A 20255-nucleotide genomic window follows, 5' to 3' on the forward strand; every position below is an offset into this window, starting at 1 on the left:
CGATGACCGAGGCCGCTCCTCCTGCGCAGTCGACCCTCCGACGCCTCGTGCCCAGAATCTTCTCCCGGGCGGCGCGTCGCGACGACGTCGAGACGCTCATCCGAACGGTCCGCACGCATCATCCGAAGAGCGACCTGACCGTCATCGAGCGGGCCTACGGCGTCGCCGAAGCCGCTCACGAAGGCCAGAAGCGCCAGAGCGGCGAGGCCTACATCACCCATCCGCTCGCGGTCGCGCAGATCCTCGCCGAACTCGGGCTGGGCCCGAAGGCGATCGCGGCGGCGCTTCTGCACGACACCGTCGAGGACACCGCGTACGGCCTCGAGGCGCTCAACGCGGAGTTCGGCGACGAAGTCTCCATGCTCGTCGACGGAGTCACCAAGCTCGACAAGGTCAAGTACGGCGAGAGCGCTCAGGCCGAGACGGTGCGCAAGATGATCGTGGCGATGTCCAAGGACATCCGGGTGCTGGTGATCAAGCTCGCCGATCGCCTGCACAACGCTCGCACGTGGGGATTCGTGCCCTCGCACAAAGCGGCCAAGAAGGCCACCGAGACGCTCGAGATCTACGCTCCGCTGGCGCATCGCCTGGGTATCCAGACCATCAAGTCGGAGCTGGAGGATCTCTCCTTCGCCGTCCTCCACCCGAAGCTCTACGCCGAGATCGACAGCCTCGTCAAGCAGCGCACGCCGCAGCGTGAGGAGTACGTCCAGAACGTCATCGATGCGGTCGACTCCGATCTGCGCGACCTCCGCATCCGCGGGCGGGTCATGGGCCGACCGAAGCAGCTCTACTCCGTCTACCAGAAGATGGTCGTCCGCGGGCGGGAGTTCGACGACATCTACGATCTGATCGGCATCCGCGTGCTCGTCGGCAGTGTGCGCGACTGCTACGCCGTCCTCGGGGCGATCCACGCGCGGTGGACACCTCTCCCGGGCCGGTTCAAGGACTACATCGCGACGCCGAAGTTCAATCTGTATCAGTCGCTGCACACCACCGTCATCGGTCCCGGCGGACGAACCGTCGAGATCCAGATCCGCACGCACGAGATGCACCAGCAGGCGGAGTACGGTGTCGCCGCGCACTGGAAGTACAAGGAGCAGATGGCTGGCGGCAAGGCGACCGGCAAGTCGGTCGACGCCGACATGGCCTGGCTCGCGCACATCTCCGACTGGCAGGCGGAGACCGCCGACCCCGGTGAGTTCCTCGACTCGCTCCGGTTCGAGATCGGCGCGAAGGAGGTCTACGTCTTCACGCCGAAGGGACGCGTGATCGGACTCCCCGCCGGTGCGACGACGGTCGATTTCGCGTACGCGGTGCACACGGAGATCGGCCACCGCACGATGGGGGCGAAGGTCAACGGGCGCCTGGTTCCCCTGGAGACCGAATTGACCAGCGGCGACGTCGTGGAGGTGTTCACCTCCAAGAACCCCGACGCGGGCCCCAGTCAGGACTGGCTCGGCTTCGTCAAGAGCACCCGTGCTCGCAACAAGATCCGCGGATGGTTCACGAAGGAGCGCCGCGAAGAGGCGATCGAGCAGGGGAAGGAGTCGATCGCGCGGGCGATGCGCCGCCAGAACCTGCCGTTGCAGAGACTCATGCGCCAGGACTCCTTCTCGGAGGTGGCTCAACAGCTGCGCTACGAAGACGTTTCCGCGCTCTACGCCGCTGTCGGCGAGGGGCACGTGTCGACCCAATCGGTCATCGAGAAGGTGACGGCCCTCGTCGCCGCCGAGGAGACGGCGACCGGGCCCATCGACATCCCGATCGTGGGACGGTCGAGGCAGCCCCGTGCCGGCGAGTCCGGGGTGCTCGTGCGCGGCGCTCCCGACATCCTGGTCAAGCTCGCGAAGTGCTGCACACCGGTGCCGGGAGACGACATCGTCGGTTTCATCACCCGCGGAAGCGGCGTCTCGGTGCACCGCGCCGACTGCACGAACGTCAAGGCGCTCATGAAGGACCCGGAGCGCCTCATCGACGTGGAGTGGGGATCGACCGGCAAGAGCGTTTTCCTGGTGCAGATCCAGGTCGAGGCCCTCGACCGCTCCGGCCTGCTCAGCGACATCACCCGCATGCTCAGCGAGCATCACGTCAACATCCTGTCGGCTTCGGTCTCGACGTCGAATGATCGGCTGGCGATCAGCAAGTTCGTCTTCGAGATGGGCGACATCGTTCACCTGGATCGCGTACTGAACGCGGTGCGCCGCGTCGACGCCGTCTACGACGTCTACCGCGTCACCTCGTCGTGAGCAGTGCCTCGGCCAGGCGTTCGAGAAGGGCTGTCGCCCGTCGGCGGTGAGGCATCCGTCCTCGTGCCGCGAACCACTGCAGCGCCTCGGGGATCGCATCCGGATGCAGCCGGGCGAGGGTGGCGGTGACCCCGCGCACATGCTCGTCGTCGGCGCGCGCGAGGTCTGCCAGCGTTCTCGCGGGGGTCGTGACCCACACGCCGGCGTAGCGCCGCCGGTCCACGCGATCCACGCCTCGATCGTGCACGACGATGCGTCGATCGAAGACGTGGTGCAGGCGTGCGTTCCCGGTGCGGCACAGCGTCAGTCTCGCGGGCGGGTCGTTCACGGCGCCGTGAACCCACGCAGCTGAGACGAGACTGACGGTGAGCGCATCCGGGGCGAGGAGGCGGAGCGACCCCGCTCTGATCTCCGTCGTCTCCACGGCGTCCGACGGCATCCAGGCGTCACCGACGTCGACGACGTCGCCATCCAGTCGCGCCGCCGTCAGCTCCGCGATCGAGAGCCGGTGCCCGGCGAAGTAGAGGAAGGCGTTGGTCACGTCGCCATTGTGTGCGCGACGCGACCGCTCGTGACGACTCCGGCCAAATCTGTGGAATCAGCCGCCGAGTGCGCGCAACCAAGCGCGGCGAGCTTCCAGTGCCTCTCGTGCCTCCGAGATCCTGCGCGCGTCACCGCCTGCCTCGGCATCGGCGAGATCCTCTTCCAGCTTGGCGATCGCGTCGTTCAGCTGGCGCGTCATGTCATTCGCCCGAGCCTTGGTCTCGGGGTTGTTGCGCTTCCAGTCGGCGTCTTCCCGAGCGCGGACGCTCTGCTCGATCTTGCGCAGGTCGTCATCGAGCGCCCGCTCGGTCTCCCGCGGGTGGATGCGCCCGATGTCGTCCCACTGGCGCTGAATCGCCGTCAGTGATGCCCGGGCCCGTGCGAGGTCCTTCTCGTCGACGATCGGAGCGGCCTGCGCGAGCAGCTCCTTCTTGGCCTCGATCTTCTCCTTCGACGCCTCGGCGTCGGCGGCGGCGCGCTCCGATCGGGCGTGGAAGAGGGCGTCGCCGGCCGCCTTGAAGCGCGCCCACAGCGCGTCATCGGCTTTCTTGCCGGCGCGTCCCGCCGCCTTCCACTCGTCCAGGAGCGATCGGTACGCAGCGATGCCGTCTTCACCCTGCGGGGCGAGAGCCTCGGCGCGCTCGACGAGCCGGTTCTTGCGCTGTCGGACGCCCTTGTGCGCCTCGTCGAGCTGCGCATAGAACTCGCGTCGGTGCTTGTCGACCGTCGAACGTGCGTCGCGGAATCGCTTCCAGAGCTGCTGCCCGGTGGACTTGGGCAGTCGCGGCCCGTCCTGCTGATGCTTCTGCCAGCGCTCGAACAGCGCCGACATCTCGGCCGAGGCCTGCTTCCATTGGACGGTCTGGGGATCGCGGGCGGCAAGCGCCTCGGCCTCTTCGACGATGGCGGTGCGTTCGGCGACGGCATCGTCGACGGCCTGCTTGGCGGCGGCGGCCTCCGTCGCGCTGGCCGCGCTCAGCTCGGTCACCAGCGCCTGAAGCCGGGAGGTGAGCGCGGCGAGGTCGCCGACGGCGGCGGCGCCGTCGACCTTGATCATGACTCCTGCTGCGGCGGCCCGCAGATCCGAGGCGGATGCTCCGCCGCGACGATGGCGCACCTCGAGCAGGGTCACTTCTCCGGCCAGGTCCGCGTACTTGCGCTCGAAGTACGCCAGCGCCTCGGCCGGCGACCCGTCGGGGAACTGGCCCACCACTCGCCACGCGTCGCCCTCGCGCACCGATACCGTGCCGTCGTCGTCGACGCGACCCCACGACCCGCTCTCCGCAGCGGGATCAGCGGCAGAAGCCGCACCCTCGGGGGAGGAGACCCCATGGTCGGTGGCCGGTGCGGTGGAGTCGCCCTCGTGCTCGGTCGACGGCGTCTCGGAGGTCTGGGGATCGACGGGGGAGTCTGCTGCGGCAGTCACGGATAGCACCTCATCACGGCACGCGGCCGTCTGCGGGGGATGGACGGTGACAGCCTAGTACGAGCGGCGCTCGGCGCCGATGTCGGTCACGGGCTCGTCGTCGGGCTCGGAGAGATACCCTCGGTCGGCTCCGTCGTCGGCGTCGGCGTGGCCGTCGGCTCAACGACCGTGGTCTCCGTGGGCTCCGGGATCGGCACGCCGGGACCGGCCGTGAAGTACACCGTCTGCAGGGCGATGACGCCGGCCAGCACGACACCGCCGATGACCCCCGCCAGCACGTTGTCGCGCGTGCGCCGCCGGATGCGCTCGTCGTGGAAGCGGCGGCGGGCCTCGTACAGCCTCGCCCGCTCGCGCATGTCGCGGGTCTTCCGGTCGTTCTTCGCCACCGATCCTCCTCACGGCCCACCGGCCGCGTCGATCCTATCCGCGTCGATCGAGGGCTGCTGATCGGGCCGAAGGACGCGACCGTGTCCGCTGGTGCGACTAGCCTTTCGGACGTGAGTTCGTCGGCGCTTTTCCAGGGGCAGACCCCGCTCGCGGTCCGCATGCGTCCGGCGAGTCTGGCCGAGGTGGCAGGGCAGGGGCATCTGCTGCGCAAGGGGTCGCCGCTTGTCGCTCTCGCCGACCCCGACGCCGCGACAGCCGGGTCGGCCTCGGTGATCCTGTGGGGTCCGCCCGGCACCGGGAAGACCACCCTCGCGCAGGCCATCGCGAGGTCATCGAACCGCCGGTTCGTCGAGCTCTCCGCCATCACCGCCGGCGTCAAGGATGTGCGCGAGGTGATGCAGGACGCCCTGACCCAGCGCGACCTGTACGGGCAGTCCACCATCCTCTTCCTCGACGAGATCCACCGCTTCACCAAGGCGCAGCAGGACGCCCTGCTTCCCGGGGTGGAGAACGGCTGGGTGGTGCTCATCGCCGCCACCACGGAGAACCCGTCGTTCTCCGTCATCTCGCCGCTGCTGTCGCGATCGCTGCTCCTCACACTGCGTCCGCTGACCGACGACGACCTCGGACTCCTCCTCGACCGGGCGGTCGAGGATCCCCGTGGTCTGGCGGCGACGGTGGCGGTCGACCCCGAAGCGCGCGCCGCGCTCATCCGCCTGGCGTCGGGCGACGCTCGCCGCGCTCTGACCGCGCTCGAGGCCGCGGCCGTGCTGGCTCGTCCCGAGCCCGCCGAAACCGAGCCCGCCGAAACCGAGACCTATGAGGCCGAGCGCGATGAGGCCGGGAGCGGTGCCGACGCGGGGGACTCCGCCGAGCCGCCGGTGCCGACCGTCACCGCGGATCACGTCGCGGCGGCGGTGGATCGCGCGCTGCTGCGATACGACCGCCAGGGCGACGAGCACTACGACGTCATCAGTGCGTTCATCAAGTCGATCCGCGGCTCCGATGCCGATGCGGCGATGCACTACCTCGCGCGCATGATCGAGGCGGGGGAGGATGCGCGGTTCATCGCGCGCCGGTTGATCATCTCCGCCGCGGAAGACATCGGTCTCGCTGACCCGCAAGCCCTCCCGATCGCGGTCGCCGCCGCCGATGCGGTGCAGTTCATCGGCATGCCGGAAGGGCGGATCCCGCTGGCGGAGGCGACGGCGTATCTCGCCACCGCCGCCAAGTCGAATGCGGCATACCTGGCGATCGACCGGGCGATCGCCGATGTGCGGGCGGGAGGTTTCGGCGGCGTGCCGATCCACCTGCGGGACGCGCACTACGCCGGGGCCAAGCGACTCGGCCACGGCAAGGGATACGTCTACCCGCACGACCTCGACGTGGGGGTCGCGCGCCAGCAGTATCTTCCCGACCATCTGAGGGGGCGGCGCTACTACGAGCCCACGGCGCGCGGGAACGAGCGGGAGATCGGCGCGCGCGTCGAGAAGATCCGTCGCATCCTCGATGACGGCGACCCCCGCTGAGGCGGCGTCTGAGCTCTGATAGACTTGGTCGGCTCGAAACGGCGTTTTCGGGCATCCCCTCTCCTCTTCGACAACCATTCGGCGTGTCCCGGCGTGCAGTCCGGATCGGGCGAGGAGGGGGAGATACGTCCGTGAGCCGCGAGAGACGCGGCCACGTCATCGGAAGGAAGTCTTCGTGGCTACGAAGTCCCAGGACCGCCGCAAGGTCCGCCTGTCGCGCGCGCTCGGCGTCGCGCTCACCCCCAAGGCCGCCCGCTACCTCGAGAAGCGTCCCTACGGTCCCGGTCCGCACGGTCGCAACAAGCGCAAGGCCGACAGCGACTACGCCGTTCGTCTGCGTGAGAAGCAGCGTCTGCGCGAGCAGTACGGCATCCGCGAGAAGCAGCTGCGCATCGCGTTCAACGAGGCCCGCCGCAAGGACGGCCTGACCGGTGAGAACCTGGTCGAGCTGCTCGAGATGCGTCTGGACGCCCTCGTCGTGCGCGCCGGCTTCGCCCGCACCACCGCGCAGGCCCGTCAGATGGTCGTGCACCGTCACATCATGGTCGAGGGCCAGACCGTCGACCGCCCGTCGTTCCGCGTGAAGCCGGGCCAGCTCATCCACGTCAAGCCCAAGAGCGAGGGCATGGAGCCGTTCCAGGTCGCCGCTCTCGGCGGTCACGCCGAGGTGCTGCCTCCCGTTCCCGGCTACCTCGAGGTCGAGCTCGACAAGCTCCAGGCCCGGCTCGTGCGTCGACCCAAGCGCGCCGAGGTGCCCGTGACCTGTGACGTCCAGCTCGTTGTCGAGTACTACGCAGCGCGCTGAGCGCTGCGTAGTACAGCGGCGGAGCCGTCAGCAGTACAGGTACGCAGCGCGCTGAGCGCTGCGGAGTACAGCGGCGGAGCCGTCAGCGGTACAGGTACGCAGCGCGCTGAGCGTTTCGTTCGAAGGGCGTCGGGGAGACCCGGCGCCCTTCGTCGTCCCCTGCACTCCCCGCCGACCGCCTACGATGGAGCGAGTCGTGTCTGGACACCGAAGGAGACCGTGACATGAAGAACGTCGTGTGGTTCCTGCTGGGCGTTGCGGGGGGATTCGTCGCCGCGCACGTGGTGAACAAAGACCCGCGTGGGCATGAGCTGCTCGCCGAGGTCGACTCCCACATCGGGGAGTTCACCGATCGGATGGGTGACGCCTACCGAGAACAGGAAGCCCGCATCACCGGCATCGTCGAGAGCGTGGCCGATGTCGCGGCCGAGGCCGTGGCGTCGACCAGGTCCGCCGCTTCGGAGGCGGCGGATCGCGTCACCGACAAGAACGCAGACTGAAACACCGACGCTGCCGGTCGTCGGCCGCGCGGCGTCTCACCACGAAGGACCGCATGAAGACCGCTGACATCGCCCAGCGCTATCTCGACTACTTCGAGAACAACGGCCACACGATCGTCCCGTCGGCCTCGCTCGTGACCAGCGACCCGTCGCTGCTGTTCACCGTCGCCGGCATGGTGCCGTTCATCCCGTATCTCACCGGTGTCGTCCCTGCCCCGTACCCCCGAGCGGCCGACGTGCAGAAGTGCATCCGCACCAATGACATCGAAGAGGTCGGCAAGACGCCGCGGCACGGCACCTTCTTCCAGATGCTCGGCAACTGGTCGTTCGGCGATTACTTCAAGGAAGGCGCGATCGGCTACGCGTGGGAGCTGCTCACCCGCAGCGACAGCGAGGGCGGTCTCGGTTTCGACGAGAAGGATCTCTGGGTCACCGTCTACGAGGACGACGACGAGGCGGAGTCGCTCTGGAGGTCGGTCGCAGGCGTGTCGCCCGACCGCATCCAGCGTCTGGGCAAGGACAGCAACTACTGGAGCACGGGTCAGCCGGGGCCGGCCGGACCGTGCTCGGAGATCTTCTTCGACCGAGGTTCCGCCTACGGCATCGACGGCGGACCGGCGACCGATGACGACCGGTACGTGGAGATCTGGAACCTCGTCTTCATGCAGTACGCCATCACGAACGTGCGCTCGAAGCTCGACTTCGACATCGTCGGCGACCTGCCGCAGAAGAACATCGACACGGGCATGGGGCTCGAGCGTGTCGCGTTCTTGAAGCAGGGTGTCGAGAACATGTATGAGACCGACCAGGTGCGGCCGGTGCTCGACCGGGCGGTGGAGCTCTCGGGCCGGAGATACGGCGCCGACCACGAGGACGACGTGCGGTTCCGCGTCATCGCCGACCACGTGCGCTCCTCGCTCATGCTCCTGTCGGATGGCGTGACGCCCTCCAACGAGGGCCGCGGCTACATCCTCCGGCGTCTGATGCGCCGCGCGATCCGTGCCATGCGTCTGCTCGGCGTCGAGGAAGCCACGTTCCCGGAGCTGTTCGCGGCGTCTCGTGACGCCATGAAGGCCTCCTACCCCGAGCTGCAGAGCGACTACGGACGGCTGTCCGCGTACGCCTTCGCGGAGGAGGAGACGTTCCTGCGCACCCTCGCGTCGGGATCGACCATCCTCGACCTCTCGGTCTCGAACACGAAGCACGCGGGCGGCACGACGCTGTCCGGCTCCGAGGCGTTCCTGCTGCACGACACCTACGGGTTCCCGATCGATCTGACCGTCGAGATCGCGCAGGAGGCCGGCCTCGAGGTGGATCGCTCGGCCTTCGACACGCTCATGCAGGAGCAGCGCCAGCGTGCGAAGGACGACGCCCGGAGCCGCAAGCGCGCGATCGCCGATCACAGTGTCTATCGCGACTTCCGCGCGAAGGGCGAGACGGTCTTCACCGGCTACACCGATCTCGAGACCGAGAGCACGGTGCTGGGTGTGCTGGTCGACGGTGTGTCGGTCGACAGGGCCTCTTCGGGCCAGGTCGCGGAGGTCATCCTCGCCGAGACGGCGCTGTACGCCGAGTCGGGCGGGCAGGTCGCCGACAAGGGGGTGATCGTCGGCCCCGGCTTCGAGCTCGACGTCATCGACGTGCAGCGGCCGGTCCCCGGCCTGATCAGCCACACGGTCGAGGTCGCCACCGGCGAGGTCGGGGTGGGTTCGGCGGCGACGACGGTCGTCGATGCCGCCAATCGGCGCGCCGCGCGTCAGGCCCACTCGGCCACGCACTTGGTCCACGCGGCGCTGCGGGACACCCTGGGCTCGTCGGCGACGCAGGCCGGGTCGCTGAACCGGGCGGGCTATATGCGATTCGACTTCACGTGGGCGCAGCAGCTGTCGGACGCGACCAAGTCCGAGATCGAGGAGATCGCGAACAACGCGGTGCGCGACAACCTCGAGGTGACCACACGCGTGCTCCCGCTGGATGAGGCGAAGGAGCTCGGGGCGATGGCGCTCTTCGGCGAGAAGTACGGTGACACCGTTCGCATGGTCGACATCGGCGGCCCCTGGTCGCGAGAGCTCTGTGGTGGCACCCACGTGTCCGCCAGCGCCGAGGTGGGGTTGATCAGCCTGGTCGGTGAAGCTTCGGTCGGTGCCTCGAACCGGCGCGTCGAAGCTCTGGTCGGGCAGGATGCCTTCCGGCAACTCGCCGCGGAGCGTGCGCTGGTCTCGCAGCTGTCGACGTCGCTCAAGACCCCACGGGAGCAGCTGCCGGCGCGGATCGCCGAACTCTCGGCGAGCCTGAAGGCGGCGGAGAAGAAGATCGCGGCGTTCGAGGCGAAGGCCCTGTCCGACCGTGCGCCGTCGCTCGTCGAGCAGACGCAGCAGGTGGGCGCGTTCCGTGTCGTCGCCGAAGCCATCGGTTCGGCCGGCTCGGCCGACGACGTTCGCACCCTCGCGCTCCAGGTTCGAGACCGTCTCGGTTCGACGCCTGCCGTGGTGGCCCTCGCCGCGACCGTCGGCGAACGGGTGACGATCGTCGTCGCCACCAACGACGCCGCGCGAGCGGATGGTGCGAAGGCCGGCTCGCTCGCGAAGGGCGCAGCGGCGATCCTCGGTGGCGGAGGCGGCGGTCGGGACGACGTCGCGCAGGGGGGCGGCACGAACGTCGCGGTGGTCCCAGCCGCGCTCGCGTCCGTCGTCGAGGCGCTGCGCAGCGCATGACCTCGTTCCGGCGTGGCGTGCGGCTCGGCATCGATGTCGGCCGTGCACGCGTCGGCGTCGCGCGCTGCGACCCGGACGGCATGCTCGCGACTCCGGTCGAGACGGTCGCCCGAGACGACCGAGCGGTCGCCCGTGTGCGGGAGATCGCGACCGAGCTCGAGGCCCTGGAGATCCTGGTCGGTCTGCCCCTGAACCTGCGCGGTGAGGACACCGCTTCGACGGTGGACGCGCGGGAGTTCGCCGCGGCCATCGCCGCCGCCGACGCACCACCGGTGAGGCTCGTCGACGAGCGGTTGAGCACTGTCTCGGCGCACGCCGCCCTGCGGCTTTCCGGGCGGTCGCAGAAAAGGTCTCGTACGATAGTGGATCAAGTCGCCGCGGTGGTCCTGCTTCAGCAGGCCCTCGAGGTCGAGAAGAGCACCGGTCGCCCCCCAGGCTCACCCGTCCCCCCGGTGCAGGAGCCCATCTGATGCCACAGTCGTCGTCTTTCGATGATCCGTTCGCGGACCTGTTCGACAAGCTTCCCGACCCGCGTCGACGCGAGTCCGCGGCGGGCGCGGATGACCTCGCGACGGCGCCTGACCCATCCCGCGCCACCGCGGACTCACCGTCGGAACCGACGTCTCCTCCGCCCACCTCTCGTCGTGCCGCTCGCGAGGCGGCAGCCCGGCAGTCGGGCACTCCGCAGCCATCGCAGGCCCCGTCGGCGGTGGCAGAGCCTCCGAAACAGGCTCCCACGAATGCCCCGGCGCCCCGGGAGACTCTCGACGATCTCTTCGCGGGCAAGGGGAGCACGGAAGACTTCGGATCCACACCACCGCCGCCGAACAGGCGCCGTCGCCGGATCGGAGGATGGATCGCTTTCGGCGTCGTCCTGGTGCTCCTCGGCGGCCTGGCGGGAACCGGCTACTACGTCTGGACGACCTACGAAGAGCAGATCCGCGACGTGATGGGGTGGCAGGAGCCGACGGACTACGAGCCGGGCATGGCCACCGGCGAAGCGCTCGTCACGATCTCGACCGGCGACACCGGCGGGCCGATCTCCCAAACGCTCTACGACGCGGGCGTGACGAAGACACCCGATGCGTTCTACGACATGCTCGTGGACACCGGCCAGAACCCGACGTTTTATCCGGGTGTCTACCAGTTGCAGCAGATGATGACCTCTGAGGCGGCCCTCGAGGCGCTCGAGAACCCCGAGAACAAGCTCGAGAACTCCGCACTCCTGCCCGAAGGGCTGACGGTGGATCAGTCGCTCCCGCTCCTCGCGGAGGGAACGGGCATCCCGCTGGAGGACTTCGAGGCGGCCATCGCCGATCCTTCGCAGTACGGTGTCTCCGCGGACAGCCTGGAGGGCTGGCTGTTTCCGGCGATGTACACATTCGACCCCGACACCTCGGCGACCGAGGTCATCCAGACGATGGTGGACCGGACCGTCGCCTCGCTGGACACCGCCGGGGTGCCCGAGGCCGATCGCGAGGAGATCCTCACCATCGCCTCGATCATTCAGCGCGAAGCCCGCGAGGAGGAGGACTTCTACAAGGTGTCGCGAGTGATCCAGAACCGTCTCGCTCCGGACAACCAGGAGACCTTCGGTCGGCTCGAGATGGATTCGACGGCGCAATACGGGATCGGTGAGGACGACGGGACCGTCAGCTCGTCGGAGGAGGCGCTGACCGACGACAACCCGTGGAACACCTATGTCCACCCCGGGCTGCCGATCGGTCCCATCGCCAACCCCGGCGACGTCGCGATCGACGCCGCCATGCATCCCGCGGAAGGCCCGTGGCTGTACTTCGTGACGGTCAATCTGGACACCGGTGAGACGGTCTTCACCAACACGTACGCCGATCATCTCGCCGCGGTTGATCAGTGGCGGGCCTGGTGCAGCGAGAACCCGGACTCGGGGTGCTGACCGCACACCGCCTGGCCGTGTGGGGCGATCCGATCGCGCACAGTCGATCGCCGCAGATGCACCGTGCGGCCTACGACGCGCTCGGGCTGGCGTGGGAGTACGACCGATGCCGAGTGGATGACGCCGGATTCGCTGCCGCGGTCGCGTCGCTGGACGCGACCTGGCGAGGACTGTCGCTGACGATGCCGCTGAAGCAGGTGGCGTTCGCCGCTGCGGACCGGGTCGACCGCGGAGCGCGCCTCACCGGTGCGGTGAACACATATCTGCTCGAGGCGTCGGGCCCGGTCGGCTTCAACACCGACATCGGCGGAATCGTCGCCGCGCTGGCAGAGATCGGGTGCGGCGGCGTCGACCATGCTCGGATCATCGGCGCGGGGGCGACTGCGACGTCGGCGCTGGTGGCCCTGAGCGATGCCGGCGTCGAGCGGGTCGAGGTGCTCGCACGGCGACCGCAATCCGTTGCGCCGATGGTCGAGCTCGGTGATCGCGTCGGCGTGCGGGTGCGTCCGGGACCCCTGGACGACCCCGACGGGGACGTGCCGCTGACGGTGGCGACGCTGCCCGGCGGCGCCGTCGTCGATGCGGCGCCGGCAGCGCGCCTGGCCGCGACCGGAGGCACGCTCTTCGACGCCGTGTACGGTCAGTGGCCGACCGCCCTGGCACGCGCGTGGCAGGACGCCGACCTCCCCGCCCACTCCGGACTCGGGATGCTGCTGCACCAGGCGGTTCGGCAGGTCCGCATCTTCCGCGACGGCGATCCCGAGGCGGTGCTCCCCGACGAACCGGTCGTGGTCGCCGCGATGCGGCGCGCGGTCGTGGGAGACTAGTCGCATGCTCCGCGTGCTCACGGCCGGCGAATCGCACGGCCCCGAACTCGTCGCGATGATGGAAGGACTCCCCGCCGGCGTCCCCATATCCCGTGATGCGATCCAGACCGATCTCGCCCGCCGCAAACTCGGCTACGGACGCGGCTCTCGCATGAAATTCGAGGCGGACGAGCTGAACATCTCCGCGGGAGTGCGGCACGGGCTCAGTCTCGGATCCCCCATCGCGCTCCGGATCGGCAACACCGAGTGGCCGAAGTGGGTCGAGGTGATGAGCGCCGAACCGGTCGAGCTCACCGAGCGCTCCCGCGGCCGCGGTGCGGCCCTCACGCGCCCTCGCCCGGGGCACGCCGACCTCGTCGGCATGCAGAAGTACGGCTTCGACGAGGCCCGGCCGATCCTGGAGCGGGCGAGCGCCCGCGAGACCGCCGCACGCGTCGCGCTCGGAGCCGTCGCCCGGTCGTTCCTGTCCGAGCTCGGCATCCGGCTCGTCAGCCATACCCTCTCGATCGGCCCCGTTCGCGTGCCCGAGGACGCTCCGGTGCCCGGACCCGATGACGTCGAGGCCCTCGACGCCGATCCGCTGAGGTGCTTCGACGCCGAGACGAGCCGACGGATGGTCGAGGAAGTCGACGCCGCCAAGAAGGACGGCGACACCCTGGGCGGCATCGTGGAGGTGCTCGCCTACGGGCTTCCCCCGGGGCTCGGCTCCCACGTGCAGTGGGACCGGAAGCTCGATGCGAAGCTGGCCCAGGCCCTGATGAGCATCCAGGCCATCAAGGGCGTCGAGGTCGGCGACGGGTTCGAGACCACGCGCCGGCGCGGCTCGCAGGCGCACGACGAGCTCTTCGTCGCCGATGACGGCATCACGCGGTCGAGCGACCGGGCCGGAGGGACCGAGGGCGGCATGTCCACAGGGACCGCCCTGCGGGTGCGGGCCGGCATGAAGCCCATCGCCACGGTTCCGCGCGCGCTGCGCACGGTGGATGTGAGCACGGGCGACACGGCGTCGGCTCACCATCAGCGCTCCGACGTGTGCGCGGTTCCGGCAGCGGGCGTGGTCGCGGAGGCGATGGTGGCGATCGTGCTGGCCGAATCGGTTCTGGAGAAGTTCGGCGGCGACAGCGTGGCCGAGACGCGCCGGAACCTGCAGGCCTTCGTCGCGGCGATCCCCGCGACGCTTCGCACGACCGCGGTCAGCGACGGCGCGCTGCTGGACGTATGACGCGCTGCGCCCTCGTGCTCATCGGTCCGATGGGCGCCGGCAAGACGAGCGTCGGTCGCCGGGTGGCGAAGGCTCTCGGACGACGCTTCTACGACAGCGACATCGCCGTCGTCCGTGAGCACGGGCCCATGGACACGATCTTCGCGGAGCACGGCGAGCCCGCGTTCCGCGCATGGGAGCGGGAGGCCGTCGCCACCGGACTTGCGCGCGGCGGCGTCGTCTCGCTCGGCGGCGGCGCGGTGCTGAACCCCGACACGCAGCGCGACCTCGCACGTCATCGCGTCGCGCTGCTGACGGTGGAGCCCCGCGTGGTCGCGGCGCGCGTGGCGGGCACCGACCGGCCGCTGCTCGGCGGCGACGACGCGCTGGCGCGCTGGGAGCAGATCTTTCGCGAACGGGAACCGGTCTATCGGCAGCTCGCCGATCGCACCTTCGACACGTCGCACGGGCCGTTGCAGCATGTCGTGGACGCGATCGTGACATGGGCGCGCGAGGAGGAAAACGAATGAGCGATGTGACGACGATCTCCGTGTCCGGCGACGCCGGGTACGACGTGACCGTGGGGCGCGGGGTGCTGTCCCGGCTCGGCGAGACCCTGCCCTCCGCTGCCCGCAAGGTGCTGATCGTGCACCCGCCGACGCTCGCCGCGCAGGCGGAGCGGCTCCGCGGGCAGCTCATGGGCGATCGTGAGGTTCTGCTGGCCGAGATCCCCGACGCCGAACAGGGCAAGCGGATCGAGGTGGCGGCGTTCTGCTGGCAGGTGCTCGGGCAGGCGGACTTCACCCGCACCGACGCCGTCGTGGGGTTCGGCGGGGGAGCGGTCACGGATCTCGCGGGCTTCGTCGCGGCCACCTGGCTGCGAGGCGTGCCCGTCGTGCAGGTGCCGACCACCGTGCTCGGCATGGTCGATGCGGCCGTGGGCGGCAAGACGGGCGTCAACACCGCCGAAGGCAAGAATCTCGTCGGCGCCTTCTGGCCACCGCACGCGGTGTTGTGCGATCTCGATCTACTGGAGTCGCTGTCCGAGCACGAACGGGTCGCAGGGTACGCCGAGGTCGTCAAGGCGGGCTTCATCTGGGCACCGGAGATCCTGGACCTGATCGAGGCAGACCCCCGGGCGGTCGTCGACCCCGGCAGCGCGGCCTTTCGGCGCACGATCGAACTGGCGATCGAGATGAAGGCGCGCGTCGTATCGAGCGATCTGCGCGAAGCTGGACTGCGCGAGATCCTCAACTACGGTCACACCGTCGGTCATGCGATCGAGCACGCCGAGCGCTACCGGTGGCGCCACGGCGCCGCGATATCGGTCGGCATGGTGTTCGCCGCCGAGCTGTCCCGTCTGGCCGGGCGACTCCCGGATGCCGCGGTGCAGCGTCACCGCGACATCCTCGGTTCCCTCGGTCTGCCCATGAGCTATCGCGCCGGCGCCTGGAGCCAGCTGCTGGCGACGATGCAGCGGGACAAGAAGAGCCGCGCCGGGATGCTGCGCTTCATCGTGCTGGATGACATCGCGAAGCCCACCGTGCTGCAGGCGCCGGACGAGTCGCTGCTGTTCGCCGCCTACCAGGAGGTCGGCGAATGAGCGCAGCCGGACGCGCCCGCCGCCTTCTGATCGTGAACGGACCGAACCTCAACCTGCTCGGCACCCGCGAACCTGAGATCTACGGCTCCGCGACGCTCGCCGACGCCGAACGGCTCGCCGCCGACGCCGCGGCCGAATCGGGTTTCGAGGTGCGCGCGGTGCAGAGCAATCACGAGGGCGTGCTGATCGACGCCATCCACGACGCGCGGGAGGACTGCGCCGGAATCGTCATCAACCCCGGCGGACTCACCCACACCTCCATCGTCCTGCGCGACGCGCTCTCCGGCGTCGCCCTGCCGGTCGCCGAGGTGCACATCTCCGACGTGCGCACCCGCGAGCCCTTCCGCCACCACTCCTATGTCGCCGATGTCGCCGTGATCCACGTGATCGGCGAAGGTGTGGATGGATACGCCACCGCCGTGCGCCGCCTGATCGCCGTGATCGCCGGCCAGGCGGACGGCTGACCGGCGCCGCGCGCCGCCATCCTCTAGAATCGAACGTCGGACCAGCGCCCCGCGCGCCCCGCGACCTCTCAACGAACGGACTCTCCTCCTCATGGCATCCACCGCAGACATCAAGAACGGCGTCGTGCTCAGCATCGACGGACAGCTCTGGAGCGTGGTCGAGTTCCAGCACGTCAAGCCCGGCAAGGGCGGCGCGTTCGTGCGGACCAAGCTGAAGAACGTCGTCTCGGGAAAGGTCGTGGACCGCACCTACAACGCGGGCGCGAAGATCGATATCCAGAACGTCGATCGCCGGGACTACACGTACCTCTACAACGACGGCGAGAGCTTCGTGTTCATGGACATGGCCGACTACGACCAGATCAACGTGCCCGCCGCGACGGTCGGTGACGCGGCCAACTTCATGCTGGAGAACCAGCAGGTCACCATCGCACTGCACGACGGCACGCCGCTGTATCTCGACCTGCCCGCCTCGGTCGTGCTCGAGATCACCTACACCGAGCCCGGTCTGCAAGGCGACCGCTCCTCGGCGGGCACGAAGGCCGCCACGGTGGAGACCGGATACGAGATCCAGGTGCCGCTGTTCCTCGAAACCGGCACGAAGGTCAAGGTGGACACCCGCACGGGTGACTACCTGGGCCGCGTGAACTGATCGCGGATGAGCGCACGCACCAAAGCCCGCAAGCGCGCGCTGGACATCCTGTTCCAGAGCGATGTCCGCGGAGACGACCTGCCCGCGATGCTCGCCGTGGAAGCGCGTCGAGCCGCGAATGAGCCGGCTCGAGAGTCGTCGTGGCTGTATGCGCGTGACATCGTCGACGGCATCATCGACAACCGCGACGAGATCGACGAGCAGATCACGACGCACGCGCGCGACTGGTCGCTGGCGCGCATGCCCGCCGTCGACCGGGCCCTTCTGCGCATCGGCGTGTGGGAGATCCTCTACAACGACGAGGTGCCCACGGCCGTGGCGATCGACGAAGCCGTCGAGCTGGCGAAGGAGTACTCCACCGACGACTCCGGATCCTTCGTCCACGGCATCCTCGCGCGGGTGGCCCGTTCGTCCTGACCGGTGTCCGTGCCTCGGGAGAGGATGATGCGGTGTCCTCCGCCGTCGAACCGTCGCCTGCCGGGGAACAGCCCGGGTCGAACTGGCGAAGGGTCGTCGCGCCCGCGGACGAGATCTCGGACGGGACCCGGCTGGCTCTGTTCGTCGACCTGAAGCTGCGCACTCGGACGGGGCAGTGGGGACCGAGCAGACTCGAGCCGGCCACCGCCGGAGGCCTGCTGCGACGCGCGAACGACGTCGCGGTCGGCCTTCGGCCGGCCGTTCGTGGCGCGGCGGCCGGATCGTGGATCCGCGGCGACGTGAGCTGGGAATCGCTCCGACGACCGGGGGGACCGTGGTCGGCGGTCCAGGCGAGGTGGTTCGCCGAGCTTCACAGCATCGCGCGGGAGGTGCGTACCCTCGCCACCTACTCCGATCTCGGGGAGTGGCTGGTGCTGGACACGATCGAATCCGGCCTGCTGTGGCCGCACCTGGCCTCGGCGGATGACCTCGGCATCCCGCTCGTCGGGACGGCCGCAGATCGCCGGGTGATGCTCGCGCGGCAGACGGCTGCCGCCCTGCGCATCGAACGCGTCGAAGACGGCGGCCTGCGGCTGTGCGCCGACATCTCGATCGACGGGGAGTCCTTCACGGGCGAAGCCATCCGCGCCGTGGCGGCCTCCGGTCTCTACGGCTACCGTGTGATCGACGGCGCCCCTCTCCTCGTGCTGGCGCCCGCGCACCTCGACGACGTGACACGTCGTCTCCTCACCGACGGTGGCTCTGTGCACGTGCCGCCGGCGGAGGCGGGCGAGTTCCTCCGCGACCACGCGCCGCTCATCGCGCGCCGCCTTCCGGTGCACGCCGGAGCCGGCGTCGAGGTGCCTCCTCCACGTCCGCCCCAACTCCGCGTTCGTGTCGACGCGCGATCCGTCGATCGTATCGTCGTCGCGTGCGCGTGGATCTACCCGGGGCGGCCGCCACGGGGCTTCGCGAGCGTTCCCGACGACCCGGAGCGCGACATCTCGTTCGAAGCGCAGGTGCGCGCCGCGCTCGCGACGGCGTGGGGCGCGGTGACCGATGTCGTCCCGGCGGCACAGGCCGAGTTCCGCGATGTCGAAGCGGCGGAGTTCACCACGCGGCTGCTGCCGGCCCTGCGTGAGATCGAGGGCGTGCGCGTGGAGGTCATGGGTGACGCCGGGCGACACCGCGAACTCTCGGGCGATCCGCGCATTCGGATCAGCACCGTCGACTCGACCGATCCGGACTGGTTCGACCTGGGCGTCCAGGTCACGATCGACGGACGTCGCATCCCCTTCACACCCCTCTTCACGGCCCTCGCGCTGCGACGTTCCAAGATGATGCTCGCCGACGGCGCGTACTTCTCGCTCCGTCATCCCGCGCTGGATCGCCTGCGGGACCTCATCGACGAGGCGGTGGAGATGTCCGAGTGGGAGACGGGGCCGAAGATCTCCCGATATCAGCTCGCCCTCTGGAGCGACTTCGAGGATCTCGCCGACGAATCCGAGGCCGCTGTGTCGTGGCGGGCCGCGGTGCACACCCTGCAGGACGTCGAGCGCGTCCCGGAGACGATCGTTCCGGACCGTGTCCGCGCGACGCTCCGGCCGTATCAGAAGCACGGCGTCTCCTGGCTGTGCTTCCTCGCCGACCATCGCCTCGGCGGGATCCTCGCCGATGACATGGGTCTCGGCAAGACGCTGCAGGTGCTCGCTGCGCTGGCGGCGCGTCGTGAGGGCGCCGGCGGCCGCACCGCGCTCGTGATCGCCCCGACGAGCGTGATCGGCACCTGGCAGGAGGAATCGGCGGCGTTCGTGCCCGACCTGCGAGTGGCGGTGGTCTCCAGCACCGGCGGTCTCGCCGCTGTGGGCGAGGCGGATGTCGTCGTGACGTCGTACGCCGTGCTTCGTCTCGATGAGACCGCCTTCGCCGAGCGCGAGTGGGGCTGGCTGATCCTCGACGAGGCGCAATTCGTGAAGAACCCCGCCACACGCATCCACCGTGCGGTCGCCGCACTGCGTGCGGAGGTGCGCTTCGCGCTCAGCGGCACGCCCTTCGAGAACTCGCTCATCGAGTTGCATGCGCTGCTTTCGATCACCTCACCCGGACTCTTCCCATCCGCCCGGCGATTCCGCGACGAGTACGTCGGCCCCATCGAGAAGGGCAAGGTGCCTGACAACGTCGAAGGCGGTGCGTACCGCCGGGCACGGTTGGAGAAGCTGCGCAGACGCGTGCGACCGTTGATGCTCCGTCGCACGAAGGCTCAGGTCGCCGCCGATCTGCCACCGCGGCAGGAGCAGGTGCTCCACGTCGAGCTGTCAGACGCGCATCGCGCGGTGTACGACATCGCCCTCCAGCGGGAGCGGCAGAAGATCCTGGGGTTGCTGGATGACCTCGACCGCAACCGGTTCATCGTGTTCCGTTCGCTGACGCTCCTGCGCATGCTCAGCCTCGCCCCGCGGCTGATCGACCCCGAGGCGTCGGGGGATTCGAGCAAGCTCGACGCGCTCGTCGCGCAGCTCGAGGAGGTGATCGCCGAGGGTCGTCGGGCGCTCGTGTTCAGTCAGTTCACGTCTTTCCTCGACCTCTCCGAGCTGGCGCTCGGAAGGGCGGGCATCGGCTTCACGCGTCTGGACGGCTCCACCGCCGACCGGTCGGGTGTGGTCTCGGCCTTCCGGGCGGGCGAGACGCCCGTCTTCCTCATCAGTCTGAAGGCGGGCGGCTTCGGGCTGAACCTCACCGACGCCGACGTCGTCATTCTGCTCGATCCGTGGTGGAACCCGGCCGCGGAAGCACAGGCGGTCGACCGCGCCCATCGCCTCGGTCAGACCCGACCGGTGATGGTCTATCGCCTGATCGCCTCGGACACCATCGAGGACAAGGTGCGCGCCCTCCAGCAGCGCAAGGCCCGCCTCTTCGACGCGGTGCTCGACGATGACGATCTGTTCGCCCGCTCCCTGGACGCGTCCGACATCCGCGGACTGCTGGAGACCTGATCGGCCCGGACGGAGCGTGCACACAGCGAC

At 69.3% G+C, this 20255-nt stretch carries 18 protein-coding genes; 15 read left to right on the forward strand and 3 right to left on the reverse strand.

Annotated features, from left to right (window positions below; translation table 11 throughout):
• Positions 1–2 precede the first annotated feature (2 nt).
• Positions 3–2249 carry a RelA/SpoT family protein gene (locus tag B3S45_RS01230; RefSeq protein ID WP_194383127.1) on the forward strand — a complete coding sequence of 749 codons (2247 nt, stop codon included), beginning with the start codon at positions 3–5 and terminating at the stop codon, positions 2247–2249.
• On the opposite strand, the gene B3S45_RS01235 is transcribed toward B3S45_RS01230, so the two are convergent.
• The 3 genes from B3S45_RS01235 to B3S45_RS01245 all read right to left on the reverse strand — a co-directional run bounded on the left by B3S45_RS01235 (position 2236) and on the right by B3S45_RS01245 (position 4604).
• Entirely contained in the window at positions 2236–2790 is a 555-nt protein-coding gene (locus B3S45_RS01235; RefSeq protein WP_071043476.1) for a type IV toxin-antitoxin system AbiEi family antitoxin, read from the reverse strand. The two genes, B3S45_RS01230 and B3S45_RS01235, sit on opposite strands and share 14 nt — an antisense overlap.
• Before the next feature lie 57 nt (positions 2791–2847).
• Positions 2848–4218, reverse strand: a complete 1371-nt coding sequence (locus B3S45_RS01240) for a DUF349 domain-containing protein (RefSeq protein ID WP_083336381.1) — start codon at positions 4216–4218, stop codon at positions 2848–2850.
• 86 nt (positions 4219–4304) lie between these two features.
• Positions 4305–4604 (reverse strand): dioxygenase, encoded by a 300-nt coding sequence (locus tag B3S45_RS01245; RefSeq protein ID WP_228480742.1) that lies wholly within the window; start codon positions 4602–4604, stop codon positions 4305–4307.
• A 159-nt stretch (positions 4605–4763) separates the two neighbouring features.
• On the opposite strand from B3S45_RS01245, the gene B3S45_RS01250 reads away from it, so the two are divergent.
• From B3S45_RS01250 to B3S45_RS01315, 14 genes are all read left to right on the forward strand, one after another.
• Entirely contained in the window at positions 4764–6134 is a 1371-nt protein-coding gene (locus tag B3S45_RS01250; protein WP_286717095.1) for a replication-associated recombination protein A, read from the forward strand.
• A 175-nt stretch (positions 6135–6309) separates the two neighbouring features.
• Positions 6310–6939: a 30S ribosomal protein S4 gene (rpsD, locus tag B3S45_RS01255; protein ID WP_071043477.1), complete on the forward strand. Its 630-nt coding sequence runs from the start codon at positions 6310–6312 to the stop codon at positions 6937–6939.
• A gap of 224 nt (positions 6940–7163) precedes the next feature.
• Complete coding sequence (locus B3S45_RS01260; protein ID WP_286716975.1) at positions 7164–7439, forward strand: ATPase; 276 nt, start codon at positions 7164–7166, stop codon at positions 7437–7439.
• Between the two features lie 53 nt (positions 7440–7492).
• Entirely contained in the window at positions 7493–10153 is a 2661-nt protein-coding gene (alaS, locus tag B3S45_RS01265) for an alanine--tRNA ligase (RefSeq protein ID WP_071043479.1), read from the forward strand.
• A complete protein-coding gene (gene ruvX / locus B3S45_RS01270; protein ID WP_071043480.1) occupies positions 10150–10623 on the forward strand; it encodes a Holliday junction resolvase RuvX in 474 nt (157 codons plus the stop codon). The genes alaS and ruvX overlap by 4 nt, the downstream gene beginning before the upstream one ends.
• 239 nt (positions 10624–10862) lie before the next feature.
• Positions 10863–12068, forward strand: a complete 1206-nt coding sequence (gene mltG / locus B3S45_RS01275; RefSeq protein ID WP_286716978.1) for an endolytic transglycosylase MltG — start codon at positions 10863–10865, stop codon at positions 12066–12068.
• A complete protein-coding gene (locus tag B3S45_RS01280) occupies positions 12038–12895 on the forward strand; it encodes a shikimate dehydrogenase (protein ID WP_349675973.1) in 858 nt (285 codons plus the stop codon). The genes mltG and B3S45_RS01280 overlap by 31 nt, the downstream gene beginning before the upstream one ends.
• Before the next feature lie 4 nt (positions 12896–12899).
• A complete protein-coding gene (aroC, locus tag B3S45_RS01285; RefSeq protein WP_071043482.1) occupies positions 12900–14117 on the forward strand; it encodes a chorismate synthase in 1218 nt (405 codons plus the stop codon).
• Positions 14114–14626: a shikimate kinase gene (locus B3S45_RS01290; RefSeq protein WP_286716980.1), complete on the forward strand. Its 513-nt coding sequence runs from the start codon at positions 14114–14116 to the stop codon at positions 14624–14626. The genes aroC and B3S45_RS01290 overlap by 4 nt, the downstream gene beginning before the upstream one ends.
• Entirely contained in the window at positions 14623–15699 is a 1077-nt protein-coding gene (gene aroB, locus B3S45_RS01295) for a 3-dehydroquinate synthase (protein ID WP_071043484.1), read from the forward strand. Before B3S45_RS01290 ends, aroB begins: the two co-directional genes overlap by 4 nt.
• Positions 15696–16163 carry a type II 3-dehydroquinate dehydratase gene (gene aroQ, locus B3S45_RS01300; protein ID WP_071043485.1) on the forward strand — a complete coding sequence of 156 codons (468 nt, stop codon included), beginning with the start codon at positions 15696–15698 and terminating at the stop codon, positions 16161–16163. The genes aroB and aroQ overlap by 4 nt, the downstream gene beginning before the upstream one ends.
• A gap of 91 nt (positions 16164–16254) precedes the next feature.
• Positions 16255–16815, forward strand: a complete 561-nt coding sequence (gene efp, locus B3S45_RS01305) for an elongation factor P (protein WP_071043486.1) — start codon at positions 16255–16257, stop codon at positions 16813–16815.
• Positions 16816–16821: 6 nt separating this feature from the next.
• Positions 16822–17232 (forward strand): transcription antitermination factor NusB, encoded by a 411-nt coding sequence (nusB, locus tag B3S45_RS01310; RefSeq protein WP_071043487.1) that lies wholly within the window; start codon positions 16822–16824, stop codon positions 17230–17232.
• A 32-nt stretch (positions 17233–17264) separates the two neighbouring features.
• Complete coding sequence (locus B3S45_RS01315; protein ID WP_286716983.1) at positions 17265–20225, forward strand: DEAD/DEAH box helicase; 2961 nt, start codon at positions 17265–17267, stop codon at positions 20223–20225.
• Positions 20226–20255 lie beyond the last annotated feature (30 nt).

Origin of the sequence: Microbacterium sp. UBA1612 (assembly GCF_002321605.1) — a bacterium.
In the GTDB taxonomy this organism is placed as follows: domain Bacteria; phylum Actinomycetota; class Actinomycetes; order Actinomycetales; family Microbacteriaceae; genus Microbacterium; species Microbacterium luteum.

What these genes read in the sequence shown, in the direction of transcription:
- B3S45_RS01230 (WP_194383127.1), top strand. Translation starts at nt 3, where the DNA reads ATGACCGAGGCCGCTCCTCCTGCGCAGTCGACCCTCCGACGCCTCGTG.
- B3S45_RS01250 (WP_286717095.1), top strand. Translation starts at nt 4,764, where the DNA reads ATGCGTCCGGCGAGTCTGGCCGAGGTGGCAGGGCAGGGGCATCTGCTG.
- B3S45_RS01260 (WP_286716975.1), top strand. Translation starts at nt 7,164, where the DNA reads ATGAAGAACGTCGTGTGGTTCCTGCTGGGCGTTGCGGGGGGATTCGTC.
- alaS (WP_071043479.1), top strand. Translation starts at nt 7,493, where the DNA reads ATGAAGACCGCTGACATCGCCCAGCGCTATCTCGACTACTTCGAGAAC.
- ruvX (WP_071043480.1), top strand. Translation starts at nt 10,150, where the DNA reads ATGACCTCGTTCCGGCGTGGCGTGCGGCTCGGCATCGATGTCGGCCGT.
- aroC (WP_071043482.1), top strand. Translation starts at nt 12,900, where the DNA reads ATGCTCCGCGTGCTCACGGCCGGCGAATCGCACGGCCCCGAACTCGTC.
- B3S45_RS01290 (WP_286716980.1), top strand. Translation starts at nt 14,114, where the DNA reads ATGACGCGCTGCGCCCTCGTGCTCATCGGTCCGATGGGCGCCGGCAAG.
- aroB (WP_071043484.1), top strand. Translation starts at nt 14,623, where the DNA reads ATGAGCGATGTGACGACGATCTCCGTGTCCGGCGACGCCGGGTACGAC.
- aroQ (WP_071043485.1), top strand. Translation starts at nt 15,696, where the DNA reads ATGAGCGCAGCCGGACGCGCCCGCCGCCTTCTGATCGTGAACGGACCG.
- efp (WP_071043486.1), top strand. Translation starts at nt 16,255, where the DNA reads ATGGCATCCACCGCAGACATCAAGAACGGCGTCGTGCTCAGCATCGAC.
- nusB (WP_071043487.1), top strand. Translation starts at nt 16,822, where the DNA reads ATGAGCGCACGCACCAAAGCCCGCAAGCGCGCGCTGGACATCCTGTTC.